23 protein-coding genes are annotated in these 24245 nt (G+C 64.0%); 10 read left to right on the forward strand and 13 right to left on the reverse strand.

Annotation, left to right across the window (positions count from 1 at the left end):
• The gene (locus JQ586_RS31230) at window positions 1-744 is read left to right on the forward strand and encodes an ABC transporter ATP-binding protein (RefSeq protein ID WP_212398478.1); all 744 of its coding nucleotides are present in this window, start codon (window positions 1-3) and stop codon (window positions 742-744) included.
• A complete protein-coding gene (locus JQ586_RS31235; RefSeq protein WP_212398479.1) occupies window positions 741-1478 on the forward strand; it encodes an ABC transporter ATP-binding protein in 738 nt (245 codons plus the stop codon). The genes JQ586_RS31230 and JQ586_RS31235 overlap by 4 nt, the downstream gene beginning before the upstream one ends.
• Before the next feature lie 185 nt (window positions 1479-1663).
• On the opposite strand, the gene JQ586_RS31240 is transcribed toward JQ586_RS31235, so the two are convergent.
• From JQ586_RS31240 to JQ586_RS31265, 6 genes are all read right to left on the reverse strand, one after another.
• Window positions 1664-2548 carry a LysR family transcriptional regulator gene (locus tag JQ586_RS31240; protein ID WP_212398480.1) on the reverse strand — a complete coding sequence of 295 codons (885 nt, stop codon included), beginning with the start codon at window positions 2546-2548 and terminating at the stop codon, window positions 1664-1666.
• A gap of 24 nt (window positions 2549-2572) precedes the next feature.
• Window positions 2573-2719: a hypothetical protein gene (locus tag JQ586_RS31245; protein WP_212398481.1), complete on the reverse strand. Its 147-nt coding sequence runs from the start codon at window positions 2717-2719 to the stop codon at window positions 2573-2575.
• A gap of 4 nt (window positions 2720-2723) precedes the next feature.
• On the reverse strand, window positions 2724-3902 hold the full coding sequence (locus JQ586_RS31250; RefSeq protein ID WP_212398482.1) for a muconate/chloromuconate family cycloisomerase: 1179 nt from the start codon (window positions 3900-3902) through the stop codon (window positions 2724-2726).
• Window positions 3903-3970: 68 nt separating this feature from the next.
• Window positions 3971-4840 carry a dioxygenase gene (locus tag JQ586_RS31255; RefSeq protein WP_212398483.1) on the reverse strand — a complete coding sequence of 290 codons (870 nt, stop codon included), beginning with the start codon at window positions 4838-4840 and terminating at the stop codon, window positions 3971-3973.
• Window positions 4841-4916: 76 nt separating this feature from the next.
• On the reverse strand, window positions 4917-5441 hold the full coding sequence (locus JQ586_RS31260) for a flavin reductase family protein (protein WP_212398484.1): 525 nt from the start codon (window positions 5439-5441) through the stop codon (window positions 4917-4919).
• Complete coding sequence (locus JQ586_RS31265; protein ID WP_312017040.1) at window positions 5438-5983, reverse strand: FAD synthetase; 546 nt, start codon at window positions 5981-5983, stop codon at window positions 5438-5440. The genes JQ586_RS31260 and JQ586_RS31265 overlap by 4 nt, the downstream gene beginning before the upstream one ends.
• A gap of 327 nt (window positions 5984-6310) precedes the next feature.
• Here JQ586_RS31265 and JQ586_RS31270 point away from each other — a divergent pair, with 327 nt between their 5' ends.
• Both JQ586_RS31270 and catC read left to right on the forward strand, forming a co-directional pair.
• Window positions 6311-7888 carry a 4-hydroxyphenylacetate 3-hydroxylase family protein gene (locus tag JQ586_RS31270; protein ID WP_249148418.1) on the forward strand — a complete coding sequence of 526 codons (1578 nt, stop codon included), beginning with the start codon at window positions 6311-6313 and terminating at the stop codon, window positions 7886-7888.
• Window positions 7889-7999: 111 nt separating this feature from the next.
• Complete coding sequence (gene catC / locus JQ586_RS31275) at window positions 8000-8290, forward strand: muconolactone Delta-isomerase (RefSeq protein WP_212398518.1); 291 nt, start codon at window positions 8000-8002, stop codon at window positions 8288-8290.
• Between the two features lie 25 nt (window positions 8291-8315).
• On the opposite strand, the gene JQ586_RS31280 is transcribed toward catC, so the two are convergent.
• The 4 genes from JQ586_RS31280 to JQ586_RS31295 form a co-directional block, all read right to left on the reverse strand.
• Entirely contained in the window at window positions 8316-8885 is a 570-nt protein-coding gene (locus JQ586_RS31280) for a TIGR02281 family clan AA aspartic protease (protein ID WP_212398485.1), read from the reverse strand.
• Between the two features lie 28 nt (window positions 8886-8913).
• The gene (locus JQ586_RS31285; protein WP_212398486.1) at window positions 8914-9117 is read right to left on the reverse strand and encodes a DUF1289 domain-containing protein; all 204 of its coding nucleotides are present in this window, start codon (window positions 9115-9117) and stop codon (window positions 8914-8916) included.
• Window positions 9118-9178: 61 nt separating this feature from the next.
• Window positions 9179-10786: a HAMP domain-containing sensor histidine kinase gene (locus tag JQ586_RS31290; protein ID WP_212398487.1), complete on the reverse strand. Its 1608-nt coding sequence runs from the start codon at window positions 10784-10786 to the stop codon at window positions 9179-9181.
• 128 nt (window positions 10787-10914) lie between these two features.
• Window positions 10915-11787, reverse strand: coding sequence for an NAD(P)-dependent oxidoreductase (locus JQ586_RS31295; RefSeq protein WP_212398488.1), 873 nt, complete (start codon window positions 11785-11787; stop codon window positions 10915-10917).
• A gap of 200 nt (window positions 11788-11987) precedes the next feature.
• On the opposite strand from JQ586_RS31295, the gene JQ586_RS31300 reads away from it, so the two are divergent.
• The 4 genes from JQ586_RS31300 to JQ586_RS31315 all read left to right on the forward strand — a co-directional run bounded on the left by JQ586_RS31300 (window position 11988) and on the right by JQ586_RS31315 (window position 15975).
• Window positions 11988-12425: a VOC family protein gene (locus JQ586_RS31300; RefSeq protein ID WP_212398489.1), complete on the forward strand. Its 438-nt coding sequence runs from the start codon at window positions 11988-11990 to the stop codon at window positions 12423-12425.
• Window positions 12426-12481: 56 nt separating this feature from the next.
• The gene (locus JQ586_RS31305) at window positions 12482-13612 is read left to right on the forward strand and encodes an Mrp/NBP35 family ATP-binding protein (protein WP_212398490.1); all 1131 of its coding nucleotides are present in this window, start codon (window positions 12482-12484) and stop codon (window positions 13610-13612) included.
• 79 nt (window positions 13613-13691) lie between these two features.
• Complete coding sequence (locus JQ586_RS31310; RefSeq protein WP_249148419.1) at window positions 13692-14078, forward strand: hypothetical protein; 387 nt, start codon at window positions 13692-13694, stop codon at window positions 14076-14078.
• Window positions 14079-14382: 304 nt separating this feature from the next.
• Window positions 14383-15975, forward strand: coding sequence for an alkaline phosphatase family protein (locus JQ586_RS31315; RefSeq protein WP_212398491.1), 1593 nt, complete (start codon window positions 14383-14385; stop codon window positions 15973-15975).
• A 61-nt stretch (window positions 15976-16036) separates the two neighbouring features.
• Here JQ586_RS31315 and JQ586_RS31320 read toward each other — a convergent pair whose 3' ends face one another.
• Complete coding sequence (locus tag JQ586_RS31320; RefSeq protein WP_212398492.1) at window positions 16037-16681, reverse strand: general secretion pathway protein GspN; 645 nt, start codon at window positions 16679-16681, stop codon at window positions 16037-16039.
• Window positions 16682-16953: 272 nt separating this feature from the next.
• On the opposite strand from JQ586_RS31320, the gene JQ586_RS31325 reads away from it, so the two are divergent.
• Together JQ586_RS31325 and JQ586_RS31330 are read left to right on the forward strand one after the other, a co-directional pair.
• On the forward strand, window positions 16954-18042 hold the full coding sequence (locus JQ586_RS31325) for a TRAP transporter substrate-binding protein (protein ID WP_212398493.1): 1089 nt from the start codon (window positions 16954-16956) through the stop codon (window positions 18040-18042).
• Window positions 18043-18253: 211 nt separating this feature from the next.
• Window positions 18254-19342 carry a TRAP transporter substrate-binding protein gene (locus JQ586_RS31330; RefSeq protein ID WP_212398494.1) on the forward strand — a complete coding sequence of 363 codons (1089 nt, stop codon included), beginning with the start codon at window positions 18254-18256 and terminating at the stop codon, window positions 19340-19342.
• A gap of 66 nt (window positions 19343-19408) precedes the next feature.
• Here the strand turns inward: JQ586_RS31330 and JQ586_RS31335 are convergent, their stop codons facing one another.
• The gene (locus JQ586_RS31335) at window positions 19409-20947 is read right to left on the reverse strand and encodes an efflux transporter outer membrane subunit (RefSeq protein WP_212398495.1); all 1539 of its coding nucleotides are present in this window, start codon (window positions 20945-20947) and stop codon (window positions 19409-19411) included.
• A gap of 13 nt (window positions 20948-20960) precedes the next feature.
• Window positions 20961-24206: an efflux RND transporter permease subunit gene (locus JQ586_RS31340; protein ID WP_212398496.1), complete on the reverse strand. Its 3246-nt coding sequence runs from the start codon at window positions 24204-24206 to the stop codon at window positions 20961-20963.
• Window positions 24207-24245: the final 39 nt, after the last annotated feature.

A 24245-nucleotide genomic window follows, 5' to 3' on the forward strand; every position in this document is an offset into this window, starting at 1 on the left:
ATGCTGGAGGTTCGCAACATCACCAAACGCTTCGGCAACCTGGTTGCCGTCAAGGACGTGTCGATGTCCGTCAAGACGGGCGAATTGCGCGCCATCATCGGTCCGAACGGCGCGGGCAAGACGACCTTCTTCAACATGATCAGCGGCTACTTTCCGCCGACCAAGGGTTCGATCCTGTTTCAGGGCAGGGACGTGACCCAGGTATCGGCGCATCAGCGGGTCGGGCTCGGCATGGGCCGAACGTTCCAGATCACCGAGGTCTTTCCGGAATTGACCGTCCACGAGAACGTGCTCACCGCGGCCGAGGTCGCCGCAGGACAGACGCTGCGCATGTTGCCGAGCCGGGCGGACGCCAAGCTTGCCAACGACGTCGCCAGCGAAATGCTGGCGCTGGTGGGGCTTGCCGCCAAGGCAGACCGGCTGGTGGGGGAGCTTTCCCATGGCGACCAGAGAACCACCGAGATCGCGATGGCGCTGGCGCAGCTGCCGCGCCTTTTGCTGCTCGACGAACCGACGGCCGGCATGGGCGATCAGGAGACCTATGAGATCACGGCGCTGATCCGTCGCCTGCACAAGGAAAGGAACTACACCATCGTGCTGATCGAGCACGACATGCGCGTGGTGTTTCACCTGGCCGACTACATCACGGTGCTCGATCAGGGCGCCCTGCTCGCCGAGGGAAGGCCCGACGAGATCGCGGCCTCAGAGGCGGTACAGGCCGCTTATCTTGGAGAGAGCCGATGACACCGCTGGAGGTCGCGGGCCTGCAAACTTTCTATGGCAAGAGCCACATCCTCCACGGCGTCGGCCTGACGGTCAACGAAGGCGAGATCGTGGTGCTTCTCGGCCGCAATGGCGCCGGCAAGACCACCACGCTCCGCAGCATCATGGGACTGACCCCGCCGCGCGAAGGCAATGTGAGGTTGTTCGGGGTCGACGCGACCCGGATGTCGCCGTATCAGGTCGCGGCACTCGGCGTCGGCTACGTGCCGGAAGGCCGCAAGATCTTCGCCAACCTGACCGTCGAGGACAATTTGCGGGTTCCGGTCGCGCGCCCCGGTCCATGGAACACCAAGCGCGTGTTCGAGACCTTTCCGCGTCTTGCGGAACGGCGGGACAATCGCGGCCGTCAGCTTTCCGGCGGCGAGCAGGAGATGCTGTCGCTCGCGAGAGCCTTGCTGCTCAATCCGAAGCTTCTGCTGCTCGACGAGCCGAGTCAGGGTCTCGCTCCCTTGATCGTCAAGGAAGTCTTTCAAATCATCCAGACCATGCGCAAGGAGGGGATCTCGGTGCTGCTGGTCGAGCAGAACGTTCGCGTCAGCCTTGCCATCGCCGATCGTGCCTATGTGCTGGACGACGGAGCCATCATCTACAACGGCAGTGCCGCCGAGCTCGCAAACGACGAGGAGCGGGTCCGCTCGATGGCCGGCGCCAGCGCGAAGGAATGGGCGAGGGGCGACCAGCCGGGTGCGATGTGACGATGCCGGATCATTATTGCGAGCTTCACTGCAAGGAGGAGAAGGATGCTGACCTTCGTCGAAGGACACCCTAACGCCGATGCCATGATGTTCTACGTGATTGCCGCGATCGCGATGGCCATCCTGCTCTATCACTTCCATCAAAGGCGCGCCTGACGGCCGCCGCTTCCTCCTGCCGCTACACGCTAACGCCGCGTGACCTTTTGCGCGGTCTTCAGGAAGTTGAAGAGCTGCGGCATCCGGTTGTCGCGCCGGTAATTCATGGAAAGTGCCGTGCCGGGGTTATGTCCCTCATAGGCACGATATGTGACGCCGGGCCGTTCCGACTGCGAAACCGATTGCGGCACCAGCGCGATGCCGACGCCGACGGAAACGAGGCTGATCGCGGTCTGATAATCCTGGGCCAGGACCTGCGACTTCGGGATAAATCCTTCTTCGAGACAGATGTTGAGGATGTGGTCGGCGAAGCTTGGGCGCGGCTTGCGGGGATAGAGGATGAACGTCTCCGCCTTGAGCGCAGACAGCCGCGTGACCTGCTGCTCGAGCAGGGATGATGTGTCGGGCAGCGCGAGGATAAGCGGCTCGTGCAGAAGCGGCTCCGACTTGAGTTCCTCGTCCTCGAGCGAGGGACGGGCGATGGCAATGTCGATCTCGCGCTGGATCACGGCGCGTTTTTGCTCCGCGTTGTTCATCGCCGATAGCGCGAGCTCCACGTCCGGATAGGCGGAGCGAAACGCCTTGATCACGTTTGGCAGGGCGCCATAGGTCGCAGATCCGACGAAGGCGACCCGCAGGTGACCCGAAAAGCCTTCTCCGATCCGCTTGATCTCGCGCTGCGTCCGGTCGAGTCGATCGAGGACATCGCGCGCACGCTCAAGAAGAACGCTGCCGGCCTGGGTCAGTCGGATCTGGCTTCGGCTCCGGTCAATCAGCATCACCCCCAGGTCGCACTCCAGCTGGGCGATCTGCCGGCTGAGTGGCGGTTGAGCGATCGCAAGCCGCGATGCCGCCCGGCCGAAATGCAATTCCTCGGCAACGGCGACGAAATAGGCCAGTCGCCTGAGATCCATGACATCGTCGCGACCGGTCACGGGCTAGCCTGGTGTGTCTTCGCGCGCTTCCAGGGAAGCTTGCCGGGTCTCGTAACCAGCGGGCATCGGCGCAAGGTTGAAATGATGGTCCCAGCGTGAAGACTGGGCGTGCATCGCGGGTTTGTCAATTGCACGCAGGTACGGCGCCATCCGGCTACTCCTTCCGGGCATAGGCGCGGACCTTGTCCTCGTCGATCTCTACGCCGAGGCCCGGGCCATCGGGGACGCAGATCTCGAACTCATCGAACCTGATTGGATTGGTGACGAGGTCCTCAACGAGAATCCGGGGACCGAAATGCTCGGTGCCCCATTCGAGCCTGGGCAAGGTCGCGAATGCGGCCAGATGCGCTGCCGCGCCGATGCTGCTTTCCAGCAGGCAACCGCCATAGAGCTCGAGACCATGAGCGGCCGCGACGGCTGCCGCGCGTTTCATTTCGAACAGGCCGCCGCTTTTGACAAGCTTCAGGGAGTAGACGCTGCCGCAACCCATGCTGGCCGCGCGAGCGATTTCTTCCTTGGCGAACGCCGCTTCATCGACAAGCAGCGGGATCGAGCTGCGCCTCGCAACGCGGGCCATGGCTTCGAGTTGCAGCGCCGAGACCGGCTGTTCGACGAGGGCGACATCGAGCTCCTCGAGGGCCGGCATGAAACGGATGCATTCTGACTCGGTCCAGCCCTGATTGACATCGACGATCAGCCGCACCTCATCGCCAAGACCGCTGCGCAGGGCCTGCAGGCGGATCAGATCGGCTTGCGGCCGGTTGAAGCCGAACTTGATCTTGAACTGCCGATGTTCGCGATGTCGGAGCTTTTCCCGGGCTTCCTCCAACTCCTGACCGCTGTCGCCCGACGCCAATGCCCAGATCACCTCCATGCGCTCGCGAACCGCGCCGCCGAGCAGCGCGCTGGCCGGCAGGCCGAGCGTCTTGCCGGCGGCGTCGAGCAGGGCGGACTCGACGGCGCCCTTGGCCGCGAAATTTCGGCTGGCGGCCTTGCTCATGCGGATGGCGTTGGCCTCGAAGGAGAGGGCGGACTGGCCCTGGAGCGCCGGCGCCAGATAATTCATGACTGCCGCATGGATCGACTCCACGCTTTCCTCGGCCCAGCGTGGGCCGCCCAGCGTCGAAGCCTCGCCGATACCGGACACGCCGTTGTCGAGCAGGATCCGCACCAGCACGTAGCCCTGATGCGTGACCTCCGTGTTCGAAAGCTTGTGCCGCCGGCGCGTCGGGGCATCCACGATGGTGGCCCGGACGCTTCGGATCGCAGTATCCTTTGCGAATGCCCGTGCCGGCTTCACCGGCTCGGCGATGTCGATTGCAGGACGACCCATGGTTCCTCGCAAGTCAGTTCAAACAAGGCCCTGCCGGGGTATTGGTGCCCGGCAGAGCGTAACGCGTATCATTCGGCTGCGACCAATCGCTCGACTGCTGCCTTCTTGAGTTTGAAGCCGAAATCGAGAACGAGATCGGTATCGGCGCCGGCCGGCGCTTTCCTGAACTGGCCGATCAGGCTTTGCTTGACGGCGAACACCGAGTCGTTGTCGAGGTACTTGGTTTCGGAATCGTAGATCTGCGAGATCAACGATTGATAGCCGTCCTTCGAGAGCATGAAGTGGATGTGGCCCGGCCGCCATGGATGGTGACCCATGTATTTCAGAAGCTCGCCGCCGGCACCGTCATACGGGATCGGGTAGGGCTCGGGACGAAGCGCCACGAATGCGTATTCGCCGTTGGCGTCCGTCATGAGCCGTCCGCGCAGATTGTAGGCCGGCTGCTCCGGATCCTGCAGATCGTAGAGGCCGTTCGGTGCGTCCTCCCAGACGTCGATGGTGACGCCCTCGATCGGCTTTCCGTTCGTGTCGGTAATCCGGCCGGTGACCCTGACGGTCTGCGCGTTGTCGAACGTCTTCTTGATGATGGACGCCCCCTTGGGCAGAACCGGCGGGTTTTCCCGATAGAACGGTCCAAGGACGGTGGATTCGCTTTCGCCGTCGGTGATGCGGTGGTCGAGCATGTCGACCAGCACCTCGACACCGAGGATGTCCGCGATCAGGATGAACTCGTTGCGCTTCTCGTCCGAGATGTCGCCGGCGCGCCGCAGGAATTCGCAGGCGGCGAACCATTCGTTGAAGCTCAGATCGACCTCGCGGCAGAAGTCATGGAGATGGCGGATCAGGCTGGTCAGGATCCGGCGATTGCGCGGTGGGATGTCCTTGTCGAGCGCTGCGATCACGAGATCCGTGATACTGTCCTTGTTGACGTTCAGCATGGTCGTTTCCTCCTTTTGTTGCAGTTGAACCAGGTTTGCTTCTCGCTTCCGGCAAGATCGAGGCCGCGCCTTGCCTTCACCAGATGAACTCGTAGCCGGCATTCTCGAGCAATGCAGGTGCAGGGTGCGGGTCGGCGAGGCCGCCGAAGCGGCCCCGGAAAAACAGCAGCGGTCTCTTGTCCTGTTCCAGCGACATTTCGCGGACGTGGCCGAGAAAGATGGTGTGGTCTCCCGCCACGATTTCGCTCGCGAGATCGGTCACGAAATACGCCGCCGCGTTGGCGATGACGGGCAGGTCGTTGCGTCGCTCGAAGACGTCGCAGAGGTCGAGCCTGGGCTTGCCGGCGAAATGCCAGGCGAGATCCTCCATGCCCTCGGCGAGGACACTGACCGCGAAGCGGCTGGTCTTCTGGATGTTGGACAGCATCCTTGCGCTCCTTGCGATCGAGATCGCCACCAGCGGCGGATCGAGCGAGACCGACATGAACGCATTGGCGGTCATGCCGTGATCCCGTCCCTCGCAATGCGTCGTGATGATCGTGACTCCGGTGCCGAACTGACCGCAGGCATTGCGCAACTCGCGTGGATCGATCGCGGTCATTGGTTGGCTACCCGAAGCCGGGCCAGGTTCGACAGCGTGGCCGATGGCGCCGTCAGGACATCCTTCCAGTTCTCCAGCGACGCGGCCGCGGCAGCAAGGCCTGATCGCCTGAGGGTGCGGATGCGGCTGCTCGAGACGATCTCGCCGTCGCTGCACCTTACCGGTTGAAGAATGCGTGTGTTGAAATGCTGGCCCAGCAACAATGCGGTGCCGCTCTTGCAGGATCCGAAGCAGAAATCCTCGCCGACGATGACCTCATGGGGATGAAGCCTCTCCAGCTCAGCGATGAAGTCTGCCGCGGTGCGCCGGATGTATGTTCGGTCGAAATCCGCGACGATCACGTGGTCGGGGCCGAATGTTGCGATGCGCTCGAGCTTCTCGGCGAGCGAGTTCAAGGCCTCGGCCTGGCCAAAATAGACCTTGGGCGGCGGATCGAACGTGTAGACCACTGCGGGAAGGCCACGTTGTTGCGCCGCCGCAATGGTTTGACGGAGCAGCTCCTGGTGGCCGCGGTGAACGCCATCAAACGCGCCGATCGTCACGACGCTCGCACCGAGGGTCAGTTCCCCGTCGCGATGGAAAGCGGTAGCCGAGCTTTCAAGACCCTTGCCCATGGTTCGCTCCCTTGCCCGTGTTGCGAATGCGTTGTCCGCACCGGTCTGGCGTCGGCTGGACCTTCGTTGCCGAGCGCCGCCTGAGTCATAGCGCGAGGTGCGGCGGTCTGCCCGGTATTGTGTGATACCTTCCGTTCGCTCCGAACATGCGCGTAGTTTTTCCTCACGATGTCACGCCGAGCAAGAGCGTGGCGAGATGATCGCGGAACGGGTGGCAGCGGCTGCCCGTCCGACGCAGCGGAGGAGAAAACGTCCATGACTACTGCAGCGGCCCTGCGGGCTGACATGCCCGCGTCGACGACCGGCGTCTATTCAGGCTCGGAATTCCTGGAAAGCATCCAGGACGGGCGCGAAATCTACATCTACGGCGAGCGGGTCAAGAACGTGGTCACGCATCCCGCCTTTCGAAATTCGGCGCGGATGGTGGCGCGATGGTACGACCGCTTTCACGAGAAGAAGGATGAGATCGGTGTCCTGACCGACACGGGCTCGGGACAATTGACCCATCCGTTCTTCCTGGGGTCGAGAACGGCCGAGGACCTGATCAAGGGCCGCGATGCGATTGCCGAGCTGCAGAAGGTTGCGTTCGGCTGGATGGGCCGCTCGCCGGACTACAAGGCGTCGTTCCTCGGAACCCTGGGCGCGAACTCGGGCTTCTACGGCGAGTATGCCGGTAACGCGAAAAAGTGGTACGCGCGAACCCAGGAGCGGCTCGACTTCTGGAATCATGCGATCGTCAATCCGCCGATCGACCGCGACCGTGCGATCGAGGATGTGCGCGACGTCTTCATGCATGTCGAGAAGGAGACCGACGCGGGCCTGATCGTCTCGGGCGCCAAGGTCGTCGCGACAGGCTCGGCGCTGACCCACTACAACTTCATCGCGCATTACGGCATCCCGATCAAGGACAAGTCGTTCGCGCTGATCTTCACGGCACCGATGGATGCAAAGGGCGTCAAGCTGATCGCCCGCTCGTCCTACGAGTTTACGGCAGCAGCGACCGGTTCGCCGTTCGATTATCCGCTGTCGAGCCGCTTCGACGAGAACGACTCCATCCTTGTCTTCGACAAGGTGCTGGTGCCGTGGGAGAACGTCTTCATCTATGGCGACGTCGACAAGATCAACCAGTTCTTCCCGGCGTCGGGATTCGTTCCGCGCTTCACGTTGCACGGCGTGACGCGGTTTGCCGTCAAGCTCGACTTCATCGCGGGCCTGTTCTCGATGGCGGTGGAGGCGACGGGGTCGAAGGATTTCCGCGGCGTCCAGACGGCCGTGGGTGAAGTGATCGCATGGCGCAACCTGTTCCACGGGATTGCGGATGCGATGGTGAAGTCGCCGATCGCCTGGCAGGGGACGGAGGGCTACAACCTTCCCAACCTGAACTACGGCCTGGCCTATCGCGTCTTTGCGCCGATGGCCTATCCACGGATCAAGGAACTGATCGAGCGCCATGTCGCGAGCGGCCTGATCTATCTGCCGTCGAGCTCGGCCGATCTCGAGAGCGAGGCAATCCGACCCTACCTGGACCGGTTTGTCCGCGGCTCGAACGGCTATGCCGCCATCGACCGGATCAAGCTGCTCAAGCTGCTCTGGGATGCGGTTGGTTCGGAGTTTGGCGGACGCCACGAGCTCTATGAGCGCAATTATGCCGGCAATTACGAGAACCTGCGCGTCGAGACGCTGATGGCCGCGGCCGCGACGGGCGATCTTGGCGCCATGCAGGATTTTGCGCGCAGCTGCATGGGCGACTACGACGTATCGGGTTGGACGGCGAAGGATCTCGTCAACCCCGACGACATCAATCTCGTCAGCCGCGGCCTCGTACAGGGCTAACGTCGACCGATGCAGTGATGCTGGGGCCGCCACGATCGAGTGGCGGCTCCAGTCCGTTTTCCGCGTCACCGTTTGTTCAGCTAGCCCGATCGCTAGAAGGAGCTCATGACCATGCTGTTCCACGTCGAAATGGATGTGCGGATTCCCTACTCTCTCTCTGCCGAAGAGGTCGACGCGCTGAAGCAGGCGGAACGCGTCCGCGCCATGGAGCTGCAACGCAGCGGCGCCTGGCGCCATCTGTGGCGGGTCGCCGGCCGCTACGCCAATGTCAGTATCTTCGACGTCTCAGGTCCGCCGGAGCTGCACGACATCCTGTCCCGCCTGCCGCTGTTTCCGTTCATGGAGATACGGGTTACGCCGCTATGCCGGCATCCGTCATCGATCCGCGACGATGACCAATAGAGGCGTGCTGCGCGGTGCGTCCGCCCTAATCGACCACCGTGTGCGGGCGCCGGTGGTGACTCGCTGATAATTCGGGATAGCCGTTCAGCATCAGCTTGTCGGCGCGCACGCCCCAGCTTTCGAGGCGGTCGAGGAAGCTCATCCCGAGCAGATTGGTCTTCATCTGGCCGCGCTGCACCACCAGCGCCGGCACCGATTTCTCGACCAGCTTGCCGACCGCGAGGCGATCGAGCGTCAGGCGTGCCGCCTTGGTGTGTCCGCCGGCGGTTTCGAGGTCGACATTGTATTCCAGCATCTCGGTCGGCAGGCCGATCGCTTTCGCGGTCTCCCAGGTCAGCACGACCGAGGTCGCGCCGGTGTCGATCACCATCGGTGCGCTGACGCCGTTGATCTTGGCGCGGAACGCGAACTCACCGCCCTGGCTGCGCGCGATCTGCACCGCGGGGGCGGGGCCGGAGACGGGGGATGCATTGCTGCCGCCGAAGATCTGCGAGAAGTTTTCCCTTGCGCGGGCGATCTGATCGGGGTCGCCATAGGCGACGACGGCACAGGCAGTGGCCATCAGCAGCAGAAGGACGAGCAGGATGCGGCTCACCGCGCACCTCCCTGCAGCGCACACACCTTCAGGCGCGTTTCGGGCGTGGTTCCAGACGTTCGAGGCCCGCGTCCGCCATCCGCGCGGGCAGGGTCGCCATCAGCGCCAACCGCTCGGCGCCGTCCATCTTGTGCCAGCGCGCGATCTCCGGAAGCGTGCGCCCGCATCCGAAGCAGAGCTTGGTCCTGGGGTCGATCATGCAGACTGCGATACACGGCGTTTCCTGGCTCATACTCGAAGTGTTGAACGGTTTCGGCCGCTTGCGCAAGCCGGCCGCAGTGCCCGGATCGTCCCTACAATCCGGTACCGGCACCCATGATCGATTTGCGGCGCACCCGCTTGCGATCGGCGCCCATTGGGGTCTCCGTTGGTTCCGGCTGCATCGGCGGCGCGTCGTCCTCCGCCATCGGCGCCAGCGCGCTCATGACGCGCTCCGGCGGGAAGGTGACGATCACCTCGGTGCCGATGCGCAGCTTCGACTTCAGCGTGAAGGTGCCGCCGTGCATGTCGATCAGGCTCTTGGCGATCGGCAGCCCGAGACCTGCGCCCTGTTCGGCCGACTTGATCGAGTTGGAGCCCTGGCCGAACGAGGCCAGCACGATCGGGATCTCGTCTTCGGCAATGCCGCTTCCGGTGTCCTTGACGCTCAGATATTGCCCGCCGGACGCGGTCCAGCCGACCTTCAGCCAGATCTCGCCGCCCTGCGGGGTGAACTTGATCGAGTTGGAGAGCAGGTTGAGGACGACCTGGCGGATGGCGCGCTCGTCACCCCAGATCCGCGGCATGCCCTGCTCGAACACCTCGTGGATGGTGATGCCGCGGTTGGAGGCGCGCAGCTTCAGCAGATGGTGGCAGTCGGCGACGACGTGCACCAGCGCGACCGCTTCCTCGTTCAGCTCGTAGCGGCCGGCCTCGATGCGCGACAGATCGAGGATCTCGTTGATCAGGTTGAGCAGATGCACGCCGGAATTATGGATGTCGGCGGAGTATTCCTTGTAGACGGGCACGGCATGCGCGCCGAAGATCTCGCTCTTCATGACCTCGGAGAAGCCGAGGATTGCATTCAGCGGCGTGCGCAGCTCGTGGCTCATCTGGGCGAGGAAGCGCGACTTGGCGACGTTGGCGGATTCGGCCCGATGCCGCGCCTCGTCGGAGATCGCCTTGGCCTGTTCCAACTCACCGATCAGCGCGTCCTTTTCGGCGCGGGCTTCCAGCGTCGCGAGCGTGGTCGAATGCAGGCGATGGGCCAGCAGCGCGAAATAGCCCTCGGCGGCGAGCGCGAGCAGCGCCAGCACATAATTGTCGAGCGCGCCGCTCAGCACGAGATCGAGCGCGATCGCGACCGTCACCGGCACGGTCGCCGCAAGTGCTGCGATCGGCAGGCTCGCCGCCAGCATGCTGGACACCGCGATGACCAGCAGCATCAGGAACATCATAAGCGTGTTGGAGGCGAGGTCGCGGCCCGCGGGATGGATCAGGATCGCGGTCCAGCACAGGCCGTACAGCAGGTCGAGCAGCACGAAGCGGGTCCGCCATTTGCGGATCACCGCGACCGAGGCGGGCTCGGCGAGGAAGCGGGAGCAACTGCGGACGATCGCGGCATGGACGCAGAGCATGCCGATGGTCCAGGCCGCGGCCATGGTCGGCTGTATCCAGAGGCCAAACAGCACGCCGGTTGCGACCACCAGCAGCATCACGACGTAGGACGCCGACAGCCGGGTCTGGGCGTATTGGCGGAGCAGTTCGGCGTCGAAGGCGGGGCGGGTTCCGCTTGTCGACGTTAACCGATCCCGCGCCTCGCGCACCCGCTGCTGGGCGGCGCGCCGGCTATTGACCGGCGCGGCCACCTGAACTCCTGCCGGAAGCGCTACAACTTCAGGCTTTTCAGCGGAATCACTCATAAACAACACAATTCCCGCTCGCGAACCGCGCGAGCCTTTGCATTGTCTATCTGTGCTCTCAAATCCTTAAGCGATGACTTAAAGAGCTAAGAAATCGCGTTAACGGGAGGTTAAATTAACCTGTTGGATCAGCGCTGAAGACGGGCCAGAAGGCTCGATGTGTCCCAGCGCTTGCCGCCCATTTTCTCGACCTCGGCGTAGAACTGGTCGACGAGGGCGGTAGCGGGGAGGGTGGCGCCATTGCGGCGGGCTTCCGCCAGCGCGATCGAGAGGTCCTTGCGCATCCACTCGACCGCGAAGCCGAAATCGTACTTGCCCTCGTTCATGGTCTTGTAGCGGTTCTCCATCTGCCAGGACTGCGCCGCGCCCTTGGAGATGGTTTCGATCACGGCGGCGACGTCGAGGCCGGACTTCTTGGCGAAATGGATGCCCTCGGAGAGGCCCTGGACGAGGCCGGCGATGCAGATCTGGTTGACCATCTTGGTCAGCTGGCCGGCGCCTGCCGGCCCCAGCCGTTTGCACATCCGCGCATAGGCGCCGGTGATGATCGGCTCCGCGCTCGCATAGGCGTCCTCGGCGCCGCCGCACATCACCGTCAGCACCCCGTTCTCGGCACCCGCCTGGCCGCCGGACACCGGGGCGTCGACGAACTTGAACCCGGCCTTGGCGGCAGCGGCATCGAGCTCGCGGGCGACCTCGGCGGAGGCGGTGGTGTGGTCGACAAAGGTCGCGCCCTTCGCCATGCCGGCGAACGCGCCGTCGGGACCGATCGCGACCGCGCGCAGGTCGCTGTCATTGCCGACACAGCACATCACGAAGTCCTGGCCTTCAGCGGCGGCCTTCGGCGTGGCCGCGGTTTTGCCGCCGAACTTGTCTGCCCATTCCTTCGCCTTTGCCGCGGTCCGGTTGTACACGGTGACCTGATGGCCGCCCTTCTTCACGAGGTGTCCCGCCATCGGGAAACCCATCACGCCGAGACCGAGAAAAGCGACTTTAGCCATGTGTGCTACCTTGTTTTTGCCTTGGTGATCGCCCCGGCGGCCGCGCCGGAAACCTGGACGGGGCGGGGCATGTCTTCCATGAGGGAGCCGCACCATACCCCCTGCGCAGCCGAGGGCAACGGCTTCGTTGGATGGCAGGTCCCGGTTTTGTGCTAGGATCGGAGCACCAAAAGAACCTCACAAAAAAGGGAGTGTCTCGCATGGGCGTGAGCGTGGGTGTGCTCGATCATTTCAACATCCGGACCCGGAATCTCGGCGACACGGTCCGGTTCTACGAGGACATTCTGGGGCTCGAGAAGGGCCCGCGGCCGAACTTCGCGTTCCCCGGCGCGTGGATGTACAGCGAGGGCAAGGCTGTGGTGCATCTGGTAGATATTTCCAGGACCGACGAGGCACAGAAGCCGGATTCCGGCGTTGTGCATCATGTCGCCTTCGCCAGCCAGGGCTTTGCCGGCATGAAGAAGCGGCTGGAATCGAAGGGCATGGAATTTGACTCCCGCCAGGTTCCGGGCGGCGATCTCTGGCAGATCTTCGTCAACGACCCCAACGGGGTCATGATCGAGCTGAACTACGAGGCTGCCAGGGAAAACGACGGTGCGGCCCCGGTCGAGCGCAGGGACGACGTCGGAGCGAGGTAGCCTTTTGCGCCGCAACGCTCTATGGGTCGCATCCCAACTGCTTTAGGAGATGCGCGGTGAGCGTGACGCAGCAACAGGTTCTAGATGCCTTGGCCGGGGTGGTGTCGCCGCGCGGTGTCGCCCTGACCAACGCCAATGTGCTGTCGGCGATCACTGTCACCGACGGCAAGGTGTTCTTCTCGATCAATGTCGACGCCGCTGAAGCCCGCGCCTGGGAAAGCGTCCGCGTGCAGGCCGAGAACGCGGTGCGCGCCATTCCCGGCGTCAGCGTCGCGATGATCGCGCTGACCGCCGAACGCAGGGCGGGCAGTGCCGCCGCGCCGTCGCGTCCCGCCGGCGGCGTGCAGCCCGCCGCGGCGCATCGGCATCCGCAACCGCCTGGAGCGGGCTCGCCGATGGCGCGTCAGGCCGAGATTCCCGGCATCTCGGCCGTGATCGCCGTCGCCTCCGGCAAGGGCGGCGTCGGCAAGTCGACCACCGCGCTCAACCTGGCGCTCGGCCTGCGCGATCTCGGCCTGCGCGTCGGGCTGCTCGATGCCGACATCTACGGGCCGTCCGTGCCGCGGCTGACCGGCATCCGCGAGAAGCCGCAGCTCAGCGACGACAAAAAGATGATCCCGCTCGAACGCTTCGGCCTGTCGATCATGTCGATCGGCTTCCTCGTCGAGGAAGACACCGCGATGATCTGGCGCGGTCCGATGGTGATGTCGGCGATCACGCAGATGCTGCGCGACGTCGCCTGGGGCACCCTCGACGTGCTCGTGGTCGACATGCCGCCGGGCACCGGCGATGCCCAGCTCACGCTGGCCCAGAATGTGCCGCTGAAGGGCGCCGTGATCATCTCGACGCCGCAGGACCTTTCGCTGATCGACGCGCGCCGGGGCCTGGCCATGTTCAAGAAGGTCAACGTGCCGGTGCTCGGGATCGTCGAGAACATGAGCTACTTCCAGTGCCCTCATTGTGGCACGCGCTCGGACATCTTCGGTCACGGCGGCGCCCGTCACGAGGCCGAGCGGCTTGGCGTACCGTTCCTCGGCGAGGTCCCCCTGCACATGGCGATCCGCACCACCTCCGACTCAGGCAATCCCGTGGTGGCGAGCGAGCCTGACGGGCCGCACGCGGCAATCTACCGCGAGATCGGCGCCAAGGTCCGCGAGCAGCTCCAGAGCGTGATCGCCGCGGCCTGAGGCCGCGCTGTCGCCGCCGGGCCGACAGGCCTTGCATGCCACGACGGGGGTTCTTCACAGGACTGTCGCCGTGAAATGATTGCCGGACGGCGTCCAGCCTGTATGTTTGTTCGGATACAGCCGAATCGTACCGACCTCGTCCGTCCGCTTGCCGGATGAGCGAAGCCGAAACTGCGGGAAGGGCCGTCAGGCGACGATCAACATGGCAGCACCACGCGAAGGAAAGCGCGAAGCCAAGAAGGCGCCGGAAGCCAAGAAAGAGCGCAAGCATCTCACGCGGGAGAAGCGCGAAGAGGCCTCCCGGGTGGCGTACAGCATCTCGAAGAAATCTGAATCGCTCGGCGCGGCCGCCACGACGGTTTCAAAAACGTTTGGCGTCAGCTTCACGACCGCGCAGAGCTGGATCCGGCGCGGGCGGCATCTGGTCAACCAGGCCAAGAAGGCGAAAGAGACGTCGAAGCGCTGATTGGCGCGCAGCGGCAAGCAATTCCCCAACGATCTCCGGCCCATGGCGATCAGTACACGCCGTGTTCTGATGGTCGGCGGTCTGACCAGCTATTTCCAAAGCGTTTTCAAGCGAAAGCTCGTAGGACCTGAACAGCGCAGCGGCTGACGACAGACGCGTCTTCCTTCCATTTCGCCGCGCCTTGGAACGTCGACCGAGATACGTATCCGGGATCCTGCTTCGAACAATTCGGTCATCTGCGTGAAATGTCGCGCTGCGACACTCCGCCGCGCGACACACCAAAATGTCCGGAGGGTTCACACCAATGACTTTTAAGGAAATAATTCTGGGGCTGCTGACTGGCACAGCCCTTAGCGTCACCGCACAGGCGGCCGACATCGATCGTGTCCTGCTCATCAGCGTTGACGGACTGCACGCGCTCGACGTCGCGCGCTATGTCGAAGGGCACCCGAATTCTGCCCTGGCCGAATTGTCCCGTCATGGCATCACCTACAGCAACGCCCGCACGCCGGCCAACTCCGACTCGTTTCCCGGGTTGCTGGCCCTGGTGACCGGCGGATCGCCGATCACCCACGGCCTGTTCTATGACGTGAGCTATGACCGGACCCTCTATGATCCCGGCAACACGACGTGCCGGGGCAAGGCCGGCAACATGATGGTGTTCGACGAGAGCATCGACAAGTACAACAGCCAAAACGTCTCCCAGAACGTGATCGACCCGGCGAAGCTTCCGCGCGGCCGCAACCAGTTTGGCCAGTGCGTCGCGGTCTATCCCCACAATGCGATCCGCAGCAACACGATCTTCGAGGTCGTCAAGAGCAAGGGCGGCCGCACGGCGTGGGCGGACAAGCATCCGGCCTATGATCTCGTCAACGGTCCGTCGGGCAAGGGCGTCGATGATCTCTACACGCCGGAAATCACCAATGTGAACGGTTTCGACGCCACGGTCAGCGTTGATTGCACGGTCGCGAATGATCAGTTGAAGGTCGCCGCCATCCTGAAGGAAATCGGCGGTTTCACGCATGATGGCACGCCGGTCGGCGGCGCGCCCAAATTGTTCGGCATGAACTTCCAGGCCGTGAGCGTCGGGCAAAAGGTATCCAAGGATAACTCGGACGGCAGCTGCGGGCAGAGCACCCACACCGGCCAGCCCGGCGGCTACACCGACGGCTCCGGAACGCCTTCTGCGGTGCTTGCCTTCGGGCTGCAGAAGACCGACGAAGCTCTGGCCAGCATGATCCAGGCGCTCAAGAGTCGGGGCTTGTATGAGTCAACGCTGTTAATCGTGGGCGCCAAGCACGGCCAGTCGCCGATCAACCCGGCCAAGGTCAACAAGCCGGGCCATTTCGCCGATCTCGTCGCCGCGCTGCCGGACTCCGGAACGAACCCGGGTGCGCAGGCCATCGCCGCGGCCAATGCGTGCTCCACGGGGGCGTGCGGTTTCGTGCAGGACGACGATATCGCACTGATCTGGCTGCAGGACCAATCGCAGGCCAAGGCCGCGATCGACTATCTGAACACCAATGCCAAGGCCCTGTTCATCGACGAGGTCATCGGCGGCGATGAACTGAAGCTCAAGTTCAACGATCCGGCACAAGACAGCCGCACGCCCGATATCATCGTGCAGCCCGTCTACGGCACCATCTACACCTCATCGACCAAGAAGAACGCCGAGCACGGCGGATTCAGCTTTGGCGACACCAACGTCGCATTGATTGTTTCCAATCCTGTCTTGCCGGCCGTCACGTTGAAGACCCCGGTCGCGACGTCGCAGGTCGCACCGACGATCCTGCGGGCGCTCAACATCGAACCGGAAGCGCTGAATTCCGTGCGCGTCGAGCGTACGGCAGTGCTGCCGGGTCTGTGGGACAATCATCGAGAGGGGCACTGGGACTGAATGCCGCGACCCTGACGGTTGCAGCCGAGGGGTCTTGCGGCCCCTCGGCTTTTTCCTTGCTTTAGTGACTGCGCTCGCGCCGTGGAGGCGCCATCGCGGATACCACCTTGTTCGATGGCGCTGGCGCGACGCCGTTGGCCTGCGGCGCGGCTCCGGGCTGCGGCATTGCGAGCGTGACGCTCTGTTGATCGTTTTGCAGGATCGCTGCGCGGCCTTGAATCGATCCGAGCATCCAGCCCTGGTAATAGTCGCCCGCCCGCAGCCGAAACGCCGCCTTGGTCGAGGGATCGAGGAATATCCCAAAGCTTTCGCCGCCGGCTGCAACCGTGCCGACCAGGGTGAACTGTGGAGTTTCGGGCTCTTTAGGCTTCAGTGCAGGGGCGGGCTTCGGGACCGGGGCCGTCGCGATCGCTGGGACCGGCGGCCGGCGCGATGCCGAGAAGATCGGCCGCTCGCGCGTGCCGGACAAAGCGGTGAGCGTAGTTGCCCACAGCGGATTGCCGCTCGGTGTTTGCGCCTCGCCTGGCACGGCAGTGGCCCGAGGTTTGACGGCTTCATACGGTGCGACAGAATGGTCGGGCACGGCAAGCGCTGCCGGCGATACGATCTCGATCGCGTCGTCGGACGGTGCATCGGAGAAAGTCAGCGCCATGGCCCCGTCCGGGCACAGCGCCAGAACCATGATCCCCATCGTCAACCGCCGCATCATTGCCCTCCGCTCCCGGTTATTGAGCCGGACCATGACATCTGTACGAAATCGCGGAAGCTGCGCTTTCCACGGAAGGCAACCTGTCGTTCGGTCCGGTCGGAACGAATTCGGCGTCCGTACGACTTTGGTTTAATCAGTGAGGTCATGCCATTGTCGCGTTTCCGCGCCGCAACTTCCGTGTTAAAGGGCCCGACGAGAGCGCCCCGGTCGCCCAGCCGGAGGAGATGCTTGCGGACACCGGGAAACGCCCCTCAAGGAGAAGCCTTACGATGAAGCGTCGTGATTTTTTGAAAGTTTCTGCGGCAGGTGCTGCCGCGACGGCTGTCGCCTCGCCGGCGATCGCGCAGTCGTCGCCCGAGATCAAGTGGCGCATGACGTCGAGCTTCCCGAAGTCGCTTGACACCATCTATGGCGGTGCGGACCAGGTTGCGAAATACGTCGCCGAAATGACCGACAACAAGTTTCAGATCCAGGTGTTCGCGGCTGGCGAAATCGTGCCCGGCCTGCAGGCGCTGGACGCGACCTCGAACGGCACCGTCGAGATGTCGCACACAGTCTCCTACTATTATGTCGGCAAGGATCCGACCTTCGCGATCTACTCGTCGGTGCCGTTCGGCCTCAACGCGCGGATGCAGAATTCCTGGTGGTATCAGGGCGGCGGCATGGAGCTCGGCAACGAGTTCTTCAAGAAGTTTGGCGTGATCGGCTTCCCCTGCGGCAACACCGGCACCCAGATGGGCGGCTGGTTCCGCAAGGAGATCAAGACCGTTGCCGATCTCTCCGGTCTCAAGTTCCGCATCGGCGGCATCGCCGGCCAGGTCCTGCAGAAGGTCGGCGTTGTGCCGCAGCAGCTCGCCGGCGGCGACATCTATCCGGCGCTGGAGAAGGGCACCATCGACGCGGCGGAGTGGGTCGGCCCCTATGACGACGAGAAGCTCGGCTTCCAGAAGGTCGCGAAGTACTACTACTATCCGGGCTTCTGGGAAGGCGGCCCGACCGTGCACGCCTACTGCAATCTCGAGAAGTGGAATGCGCTGCCGAAGAGCTATCAGGCGATCCTGACCAACGCGACGGCCAACGCCAACTCCTGGATGGCCGCGCGCTACGACATGCAGAATCCGTCGGCACTGAAGCGCCTCGTCGCCGGCGGCACGCAGCTGCGTCCGTTCACCAACGAGGTGCTCGAGGCCTGCCTTAAGGCGACCAACGAGCTGTGGGCCGAAATCTCGGCCAAGAACGCCGATTTCAAGAAGTCGATCGATGCCATGCAGGCCTATCGATCCGACCAGTATCTGTGGTGGCAGGTCGCCGAATACACCTTCGACAGCTTCATGATCCGCTCGCGCACCCGCGGCTGATCGTCGTCGGGAGATTCGACTTAAGTAGCCCGGCCTTCGTCAGAAGGCCGGGCTTTTTGCGTCTGGCGTTCGGGCAGGGGATGTTCCATGCTCGCGCCCAAGCCTCGCTACGAAGGCACCGCTCGATCGCCAAGTGATCGTGACGGCCAAGAAAACCGGGCGCGATTTCAAATCGATCGACGCTCCGCCACACAACCCAAGGGCAGGACACATGAAGCGAAGAGATTTCATCAAGGTTACCGGTTTAGGCGTCGCAGGTGCGGCGACGGTCGCGGCGCCAGCCATCGCCCAATCGATGCCCGAGCTCAAATGGCGCATGACGACGAGCTGGCCGAAGTCGCTCGACACGCTCCATGGCGGTGCCGAACTGATGGCGAAGGCGGTCGGCGAGGCGACCGACAACAAGTTCCAGATCCAGACCTTCGCCGCCGGCGAGATCGTCCCGGGCCTGCAGGTGCTCGATGCCGTGCAGAACGGCACCGTCGAGATGGGGCACACCGCGTCCTACTACTACTTCGGCAAGGACCCGACCTTCACCTTCGGTTCGTCGGTGCCGTTCGGACCGGACATGCGCCTCAACCAGGCCTGGTACATGCTTGGCGGCGGCAAGGACCTGCTCAACGACTTCTACAAGGGCTACAACGTCACCTCGCTGTTGGCCGGCAACACCGGCTGCCAGATGGGCGGCTGGTTCCGCAAGGAGATCAACACCGTCGACGATCTGAAGGGCCTCAAATTCCGCATCGGCGGCTTTGCCGGCCGCGTGATGCAGAAGCTCGGCTGCGTGCCGCAGCAGCTCGCCGGCGGCGACATCTATCCGGCGCTCGAGAAGGGCACGATCGATGCGGCGGAGTGGGTCGGTCCCTACGACGACGAGAAGCTCGGCCTCTACAAGGTCGCGCCCCACTACTATTATCCAGGCTGGTGGGAAGGCGGGCCGATGCTGCTCGCGATGATCAATCTCGACAAGTGGAACGCCCTGCCGAAATACTATCAGAGCGTCCTCGAGCAGGCCGGCCACCTCGCCAACAACTGGATGATGGCGAAATACGATGCGGTGAATCCGACGGCGTTGAAGAAGCTGCTCGCCGGCGGCGCCAAGCTGCACGGATTTTCGCCGCCGATCATGGAAGCAAGCTTCAAGGCGGCGCGGGAGCTGCACGCCGAAGTCGCGGCCGGCAACGCCAACTTCAAGAGGGTGCTGGACTCGCTGACCGCGTTTTCCAGCAGCGGGTACCAGTGGTTCCAGGTAGCCGAGGTCGGCTACGACAACTTCATGGCACGTCACGCGCAGAGCTGACCGCGCCTGCTTCGCCGCAACACCAAGGCCCCGGAGCTAAGGCGCCGGGGCTTTATGCCGACCCGGTCACTTCGACGCGACGCGGCTCTCGAACACGCAGCTCCGCCAGTCGCTGGTCGGACAATCGGTCGGCCAGCCGCCGCCGAGCGCCAGGAACAGTGCCGCGGTGTCGGACAGCCGCGTCGCCACCGCCTGCACGCGGGTGATCGCAGCATTGAGATAGACCTGCTGCGCGTTGAGTACGATGACCTGGTTGACCTGGCCGAGCACGAGCTGCTTCTGGATGATATCGAGGCTGGCCTTCGCGGCGTTTTCGGCCTTGATCGCGGCCTGCACGGCGCGGGCGTCGGCCTGCAGGCTGCGCACTGCGTCGGCGACGTTCTGGAACGCGGTGATCACGGTCTGGCGATACAGGGCGTTGGCCTGGTCGAGCGCGGCCTCGGCGGCCTTCTGCTTGTGGTACAGCGTGAAGCCGTCGAACACGGACTGGGTCGCGCTGCCGGCGACCGTGTAGAACAGCGTGCCCGGCGTGAACAGCTGGGAGAAGTTGAAGGCGGTGCTGCCCGCATTGGCCGAGATCAGGAAGTTGGGCAGCCTGGCGGCGATCGCGACGCCGACCAGAGCACTCGCCGAGTGCAGGCTCGCCTCGGCCGCCCGCACGTCGGGACGCTGCGCAACCATGGTGCTCGGCAGGGTGACCGGCAGATTGGCAGGCAGCGTGAGGCGCTCCAGGTCGAACTTCTGCAGGATCGCGTCGGCGGAAAATTGTCCGGCCAGCGCGGTGAGGAGGTCGCGCTGGATCGCGAGCTGCTTCTGCAACGGCGGCAGGGTCTGCTCGGACTGGGCCAGCGCGGCCTCCTGCGCCAGCACGTCGACCTGCGCCGCCTGGCCCGCATTGAACTGGTTCTTCAGGATTCCGAGGATGTCGCGCTCGATCTTGATGATGCGCTCGGTGGCCGCGATCTGGCCACGCAGCGAGGCCTCCTGGATCGCCGCCGTCACAACGTTGGCGGTGAGCGCCAGATAGGCTGCCTCGAGCTGGAACTGGGCCTGCTCGGTGATGGCGTCGAGGCTCTCGACGTTGCGGATGTTCTCGCCCCAGACATCGGGCACGAAGCTGATATTGAGTTGCGCGGTGTGCAGCGAATATTCGGATTGCGTCGTATTGCCGGGGCCCGACACGTCGTTGGAGACCAGCTGTCGGGAGGGAGAATAGTTGGCCCCGACCTGTGGAAAGAACAGCCCGCGCTGCGCCAGCGCGTTGAAGTTCGCCACCTTGATCGCCGCCTCGGCGGACTGCAGCGACGGATTGCGCTCGACCGACATCCGGATCAGCTCGTTGAGCGGCGCGGATCGAAAGGCGGCCCACCAGCGCGTCGGGATGTCGCCGCCGTTGACGAAGCGCTGCCCCGCCACGCGCGGGCCGGCCGGATCGGAACCGGGCGATTGCAGCTTCTCCGGCGTGTAGCGGGCGACATCGGGGGCCGGCGGCGACGAGAAATTGGGGCCGACGGCGCAGCTCGCAAGCACGAGCGCGCTCGCACCCACGGCCAGCCCGCGGAGCGCGGCTGCGTGAAGAGGCTTTTTTGCGCGGAAGGCGTGCATTTACGGGGCGCCTCTAATGCGCTGCTTCGGGCGGTGCGGCGGCAGGCGTCTCACTGTGAGAGGCTGTACGCTCGCGCGACAGGAATATCTTGCGCAGTGCCGGTGCGACGATCAGCAGGAGCAGCGGCCCGATGAACATGCCGCCGACCACGACCGTCGCGAGCGGCCGCTGCACCTGGCTACCGATACCATGCGACAGCGCCGCCGGGAACAGGCCGACCCCTGCGGAAAGGGCAGTCATCAACATCGGACGCATGCGCTGCTCGGCGCCGTTGAACACCGCTTCCGCGATGCTCAGCCCCGAGGCCCGCAGCTCGCGGAAATAGGTGATGTTGAGGATGCCGTCCATCACGGCGACGCCGAACAGCGAGATGAAGCCGATCGCGGCCGAGATCGAGAAATCGAGGTCGGCGAGGTACAGCGCGATCAGGCCGCCGCCGACCGCGAAGGGAATGCCGGCCAGCGCCAGCAGGCTGTCGCGCAGCGAGTTGAACAGGCTGTAGAGCAGCACGAAGATCAGCAGCAGCGTCACGGGCACGACGATCATCAGCCGTGCCTTGGCTGCCTCGAGATTGTCGAACTCGCCCGACCAGATCATCCGGTAGCCGGTGGGCAACGGCACCGCCTCGGCGACGCGTGCCTGCGCTTCGGCCACCGTGCTGCCGAGATCGCGGCCGCGCACGCTGAACTTGATCGGGATGTAGCGCTGGCTGCGCTCGCGATAGATGAACGACGCGCCGGTATCGAGCGAGATGTCGGCGAGCTCGCTCAGGGGGATATAGGCGTTGGTGCCCGATGGCGTCGAATAGGCGACCTTGATCTCGCGCACGGTATCGATGCTCTGGCGGAATTTCGGATCGAGCCGCACCACGACGCCGAACTGCCGGTCGCCCTCCAGCACCGTCGTCGCACTGGTGCCGCCGAGCGCCGCCTGCACCACCGTGGTGACGTCACCGGTGTTGAGACCGTAGCGCGCCGCCTTCTCGCGGTTGACCCGGATGTTGAGGTTGGGCTGCCCGACCAGGTGGAAGATCCCGAGGTCGGCGACGCCGCGGATCTTGGCCATCTCCAGGGAGACCTTGGAGGCGAGCTCTTCGAGCACAGCGAGGTTCGGACCGATGATCTTGACCGAGTTCGCACCCTTGACGCCCGACAGGGCTTCCTCGACGTTGTCCTGGATATACTGCGAGAAGTTGAAGGTGACGCCGGGCAATTCCTCGTCGAATTCCTTCTGCAGCTCCTCGGTGAGCTTCTCCTTGGTCAGCCCCGGCGGCCATTCATCGAACGGCCTGATCGGCGCAAACAGCTCGACGTTCGAGAATGGCGAGGCGTCGCTGCCATTGTCGGGGCGGCCGTGCTGCGACACCACGGTGACGATCTCGGGATGGCGCAGCAGGATCTCACGCATCTTCCGGGTCGGTTCGGTGCCGGCTTCGAGCGAGATGGTCGGCGGCATCGAGGCGCGGATCCAGAAATTGCCTTCCTCGAGCGCGGGAAGGAATTCGCTGCCGAGCCGGCTCGCCGCCAGCGTGCTGATGCCGAGAAAGACGATGCCGGCCAGCACCGCGATCTTCACATGGTCCTGCGTCCAGCGCAGAACCGGCGTGTAGGTCCTGCGCAGCCAGCGCACGATGACGGTTTCGGTTTCCTCGATGTGCCTGGGCAGCAGCAATGATGCCAGCACCGGCGTCACCGTGAACGTCGCCAGCAGCGCGCCGGCGAGCGCATAGCCGTAGGTCCGCGCCATCGGCCCGAAGATCTGGCCTTCGACGCCTTGCATGGTGAACAGCGGGACGAACGCGGTGACCGTGATGGCCGCGGTGAAGAACACGGCCTTGTCGACCTGCAATGCGCTGACGAAGATCATGCGCAGCCGTTCGGTCCATCCGGGGGCCGGATGACCCTGCGACGCCGTGGGATCGGTTCCCCAATAGCCGTCCGAGAGGTTTTGCAGCAGGCGCGCTCGGCTCTCGGGAGTCGACTGGAAATTGCGGAAGATGTTTTCCATCATGATGACGGCTGAGTCGACGATGATGCCGAAATCGACGGCGCCGAGCGACAGCAGGTTGGCGTCCTCTCCCTGCAGCACCAGGATGATGATGGCGAAGAACAGCGCGAACGGGATGTTGGCGCTGACGATCAGCGCGCTGCGCAGGTCGCCCAGGAACACCCACTGGATCACGAACACCAGAAGGCAGCCGAACACCAGATTGTGCAGCACAGTGTGGGTGGTCACGCTAACCAGCGAGGTGCGGTCGTAATAGGGCACGATCTTGACGCCGGCGGGGAGGGTGCCGTCGCTGTTCATCTTGGCGACCTCCTCCTCGACCTTGGGTACGATGTCGTTGGTGTGCTGGGTGCGTCCCATCACGACGATCGCCGCAGCGACGTCGTCATCCCTGTCCTTTCCGGCGATGCCGAGACGCGGCACATAGCCGACCGAGACCTGGGCGACGTCCTTGACCTGGACCGGCAGTCCGTTCGATTGCGTCAGGACGACGTTCTCGATGTCCTGGACCCTGTAGCCCTTGGTGACGTCGTCGTCGCCGCCGGAATTGATCAGACCGATGCCGCGGATGTTGACGGATTGCTGGCCGATCGCGATCTCGCGGCCGCCGACATTGACGTTGGCGTTGCCGAGCGCGCTGATCAGCTGCGGCACGGTGATGTTGTAGGCCTCGAGCTTGGTGAGGTCGGCGTCGACGTTGAACTGCTTGGTGGTGCCGCCCCAGGAGTTGATCTGCACCACGCCCGGTATCGTCATGAGCCGGCGGGTGACGACGTAGTCCTGCAACGTCCTCAGATTGGTCAGGCCGAAATTCGGCGGCCCGACGAGCTGGTAGCGGTAGATCTCGCCGACCAGGCTCGACTGCTGGATTTGCGGCACCTGGTTGCCCGGCAGCTGGACGTTCTGCGTGAGCATGTTGGTGGCTTGCGAGAGCGCGAAGTAATAGTCCACGCCGTATTTGAAGGTGACCCGCACGAACGACAGGCCATAGAACGAGGTCGAGCGGATGTTGACGACGCCGGGCGTCGGGTAGAGCCCGACCTCCATCGGGATCGTGTAGTACTTCTCCATCTCCTCGGCGGACAGGCCCGCGGCCTGCGCCGTGATCTCGAGGATGACCGGCGCCGGGTTCGGATAGGCCTCGATGTTCAGCTTGGTGAACGCGGCAAAGCCGGCGGCGCAAAACACCGCGAGACCGAGCACGATGACGGCGCTTCGGGTCAGACCGAACTGGAGAAGGCTTTTGATCAATGGACTACACTTGGTCTTGAACCGTGGAGGACGTGGCTG

The organism is Bradyrhizobium jicamae, from assembly GCF_018130215.1.
Classification (GTDB): domain Bacteria; phylum Pseudomonadota; class Alphaproteobacteria; order Rhizobiales; family Xanthobacteraceae; genus Bradyrhizobium; species Bradyrhizobium jicamae_A.

Bases quoted from the DNA above. Each gene is read 5' to 3' on its own strand.
- JQ586_RS31240 (WP_212398480.1), bottom strand. From the start codon at position 2,548: ATGGATCTCAGGCGACTGGCCTATTTCGTCGCCGTTGCCGAGGAATTG.
- JQ586_RS31235 (WP_212398479.1), top strand. From the start codon at position 741: ATGACACCGCTGGAGGTCGCGGGCCTGCAAACTTTCTATGGCAAGAGC.
- JQ586_RS31285 (WP_212398486.1), bottom strand. From the start codon at position 9,117: ATGAGCCAGGAAACGCCGTGTATCGCAGTCTGCATGATCGACCCCAGG.
- JQ586_RS31250 (WP_212398482.1), bottom strand. From the start codon at position 3,902: ATGGGTCGTCCTGCAATCGACATCGCCGAGCCGGTGAAGCCGGCACGG.
- JQ586_RS31245 (WP_212398481.1), bottom strand. From the start codon at position 2,719: ATGGCGCCGTACCTGCGTGCAATTGACAAACCCGCGATGCACGCCCAG.
- JQ586_RS31290 (WP_212398487.1), bottom strand. From the start codon at position 10,786: ATGAGTGATTCCGCTGAAAAGCCTGAAGTTGTAGCGCTTCCGGCAGGA.
- JQ586_RS31315 (WP_212398491.1), top strand. From the start codon at position 14,383: ATGACTTTTAAGGAAATAATTCTGGGGCTGCTGACTGGCACAGCCCTT.
- JQ586_RS31325 (WP_212398493.1), top strand. From the start codon at position 16,954: ATGAAGCGTCGTGATTTTTTGAAAGTTTCTGCGGCAGGTGCTGCCGCG.
- JQ586_RS31255 (WP_212398483.1), bottom strand. From the start codon at position 4,840: ATGCTGAACGTCAACAAGGACAGTATCACGGATCTCGTGATCGCAGCG.
- JQ586_RS31300 (WP_212398489.1), top strand. From the start codon at position 11,988: ATGGGCGTGAGCGTGGGTGTGCTCGATCATTTCAACATCCGGACCCGG.
- JQ586_RS31320 (WP_212398492.1), bottom strand. From the start codon at position 16,681: ATGCGGCGGTTGACGATGGGGATCATGGTTCTGGCGCTGTGCCCGGAC.
- catC (WP_212398518.1), top strand. From the start codon at position 8,000: ATGCTGTTCCACGTCGAAATGGATGTGCGGATTCCCTACTCTCTCTCT.
- JQ586_RS31335 (WP_212398495.1), bottom strand. From the start codon at position 20,947: ATGCACGCCTTCCGCGCAAAAAAGCCTCTTCACGCAGCCGCGCTCCGC.
- JQ586_RS31330 (WP_212398494.1), top strand. From the start codon at position 18,254: ATGAAGCGAAGAGATTTCATCAAGGTTACCGGTTTAGGCGTCGCAGGT.
- JQ586_RS31260 (WP_212398484.1), bottom strand. From the start codon at position 5,441: ATGACCGCGATCGATCCACGCGAGTTGCGCAATGCCTGCGGTCAGTTC.
- JQ586_RS31295 (WP_212398488.1), bottom strand. From the start codon at position 11,787: ATGGCTAAAGTCGCTTTTCTCGGTCTCGGCGTGATGGGTTTCCCGATG.
- JQ586_RS31230 (WP_212398478.1), top strand. From the start codon at position 1: ATGCTGGAGGTTCGCAACATCACCAAACGCTTCGGCAACCTGGTTGCC.
- JQ586_RS31270 (WP_249148418.1), top strand. From the start codon at position 6,311: ATGACTACTGCAGCGGCCCTGCGGGCTGACATGCCCGCGTCGACGACC.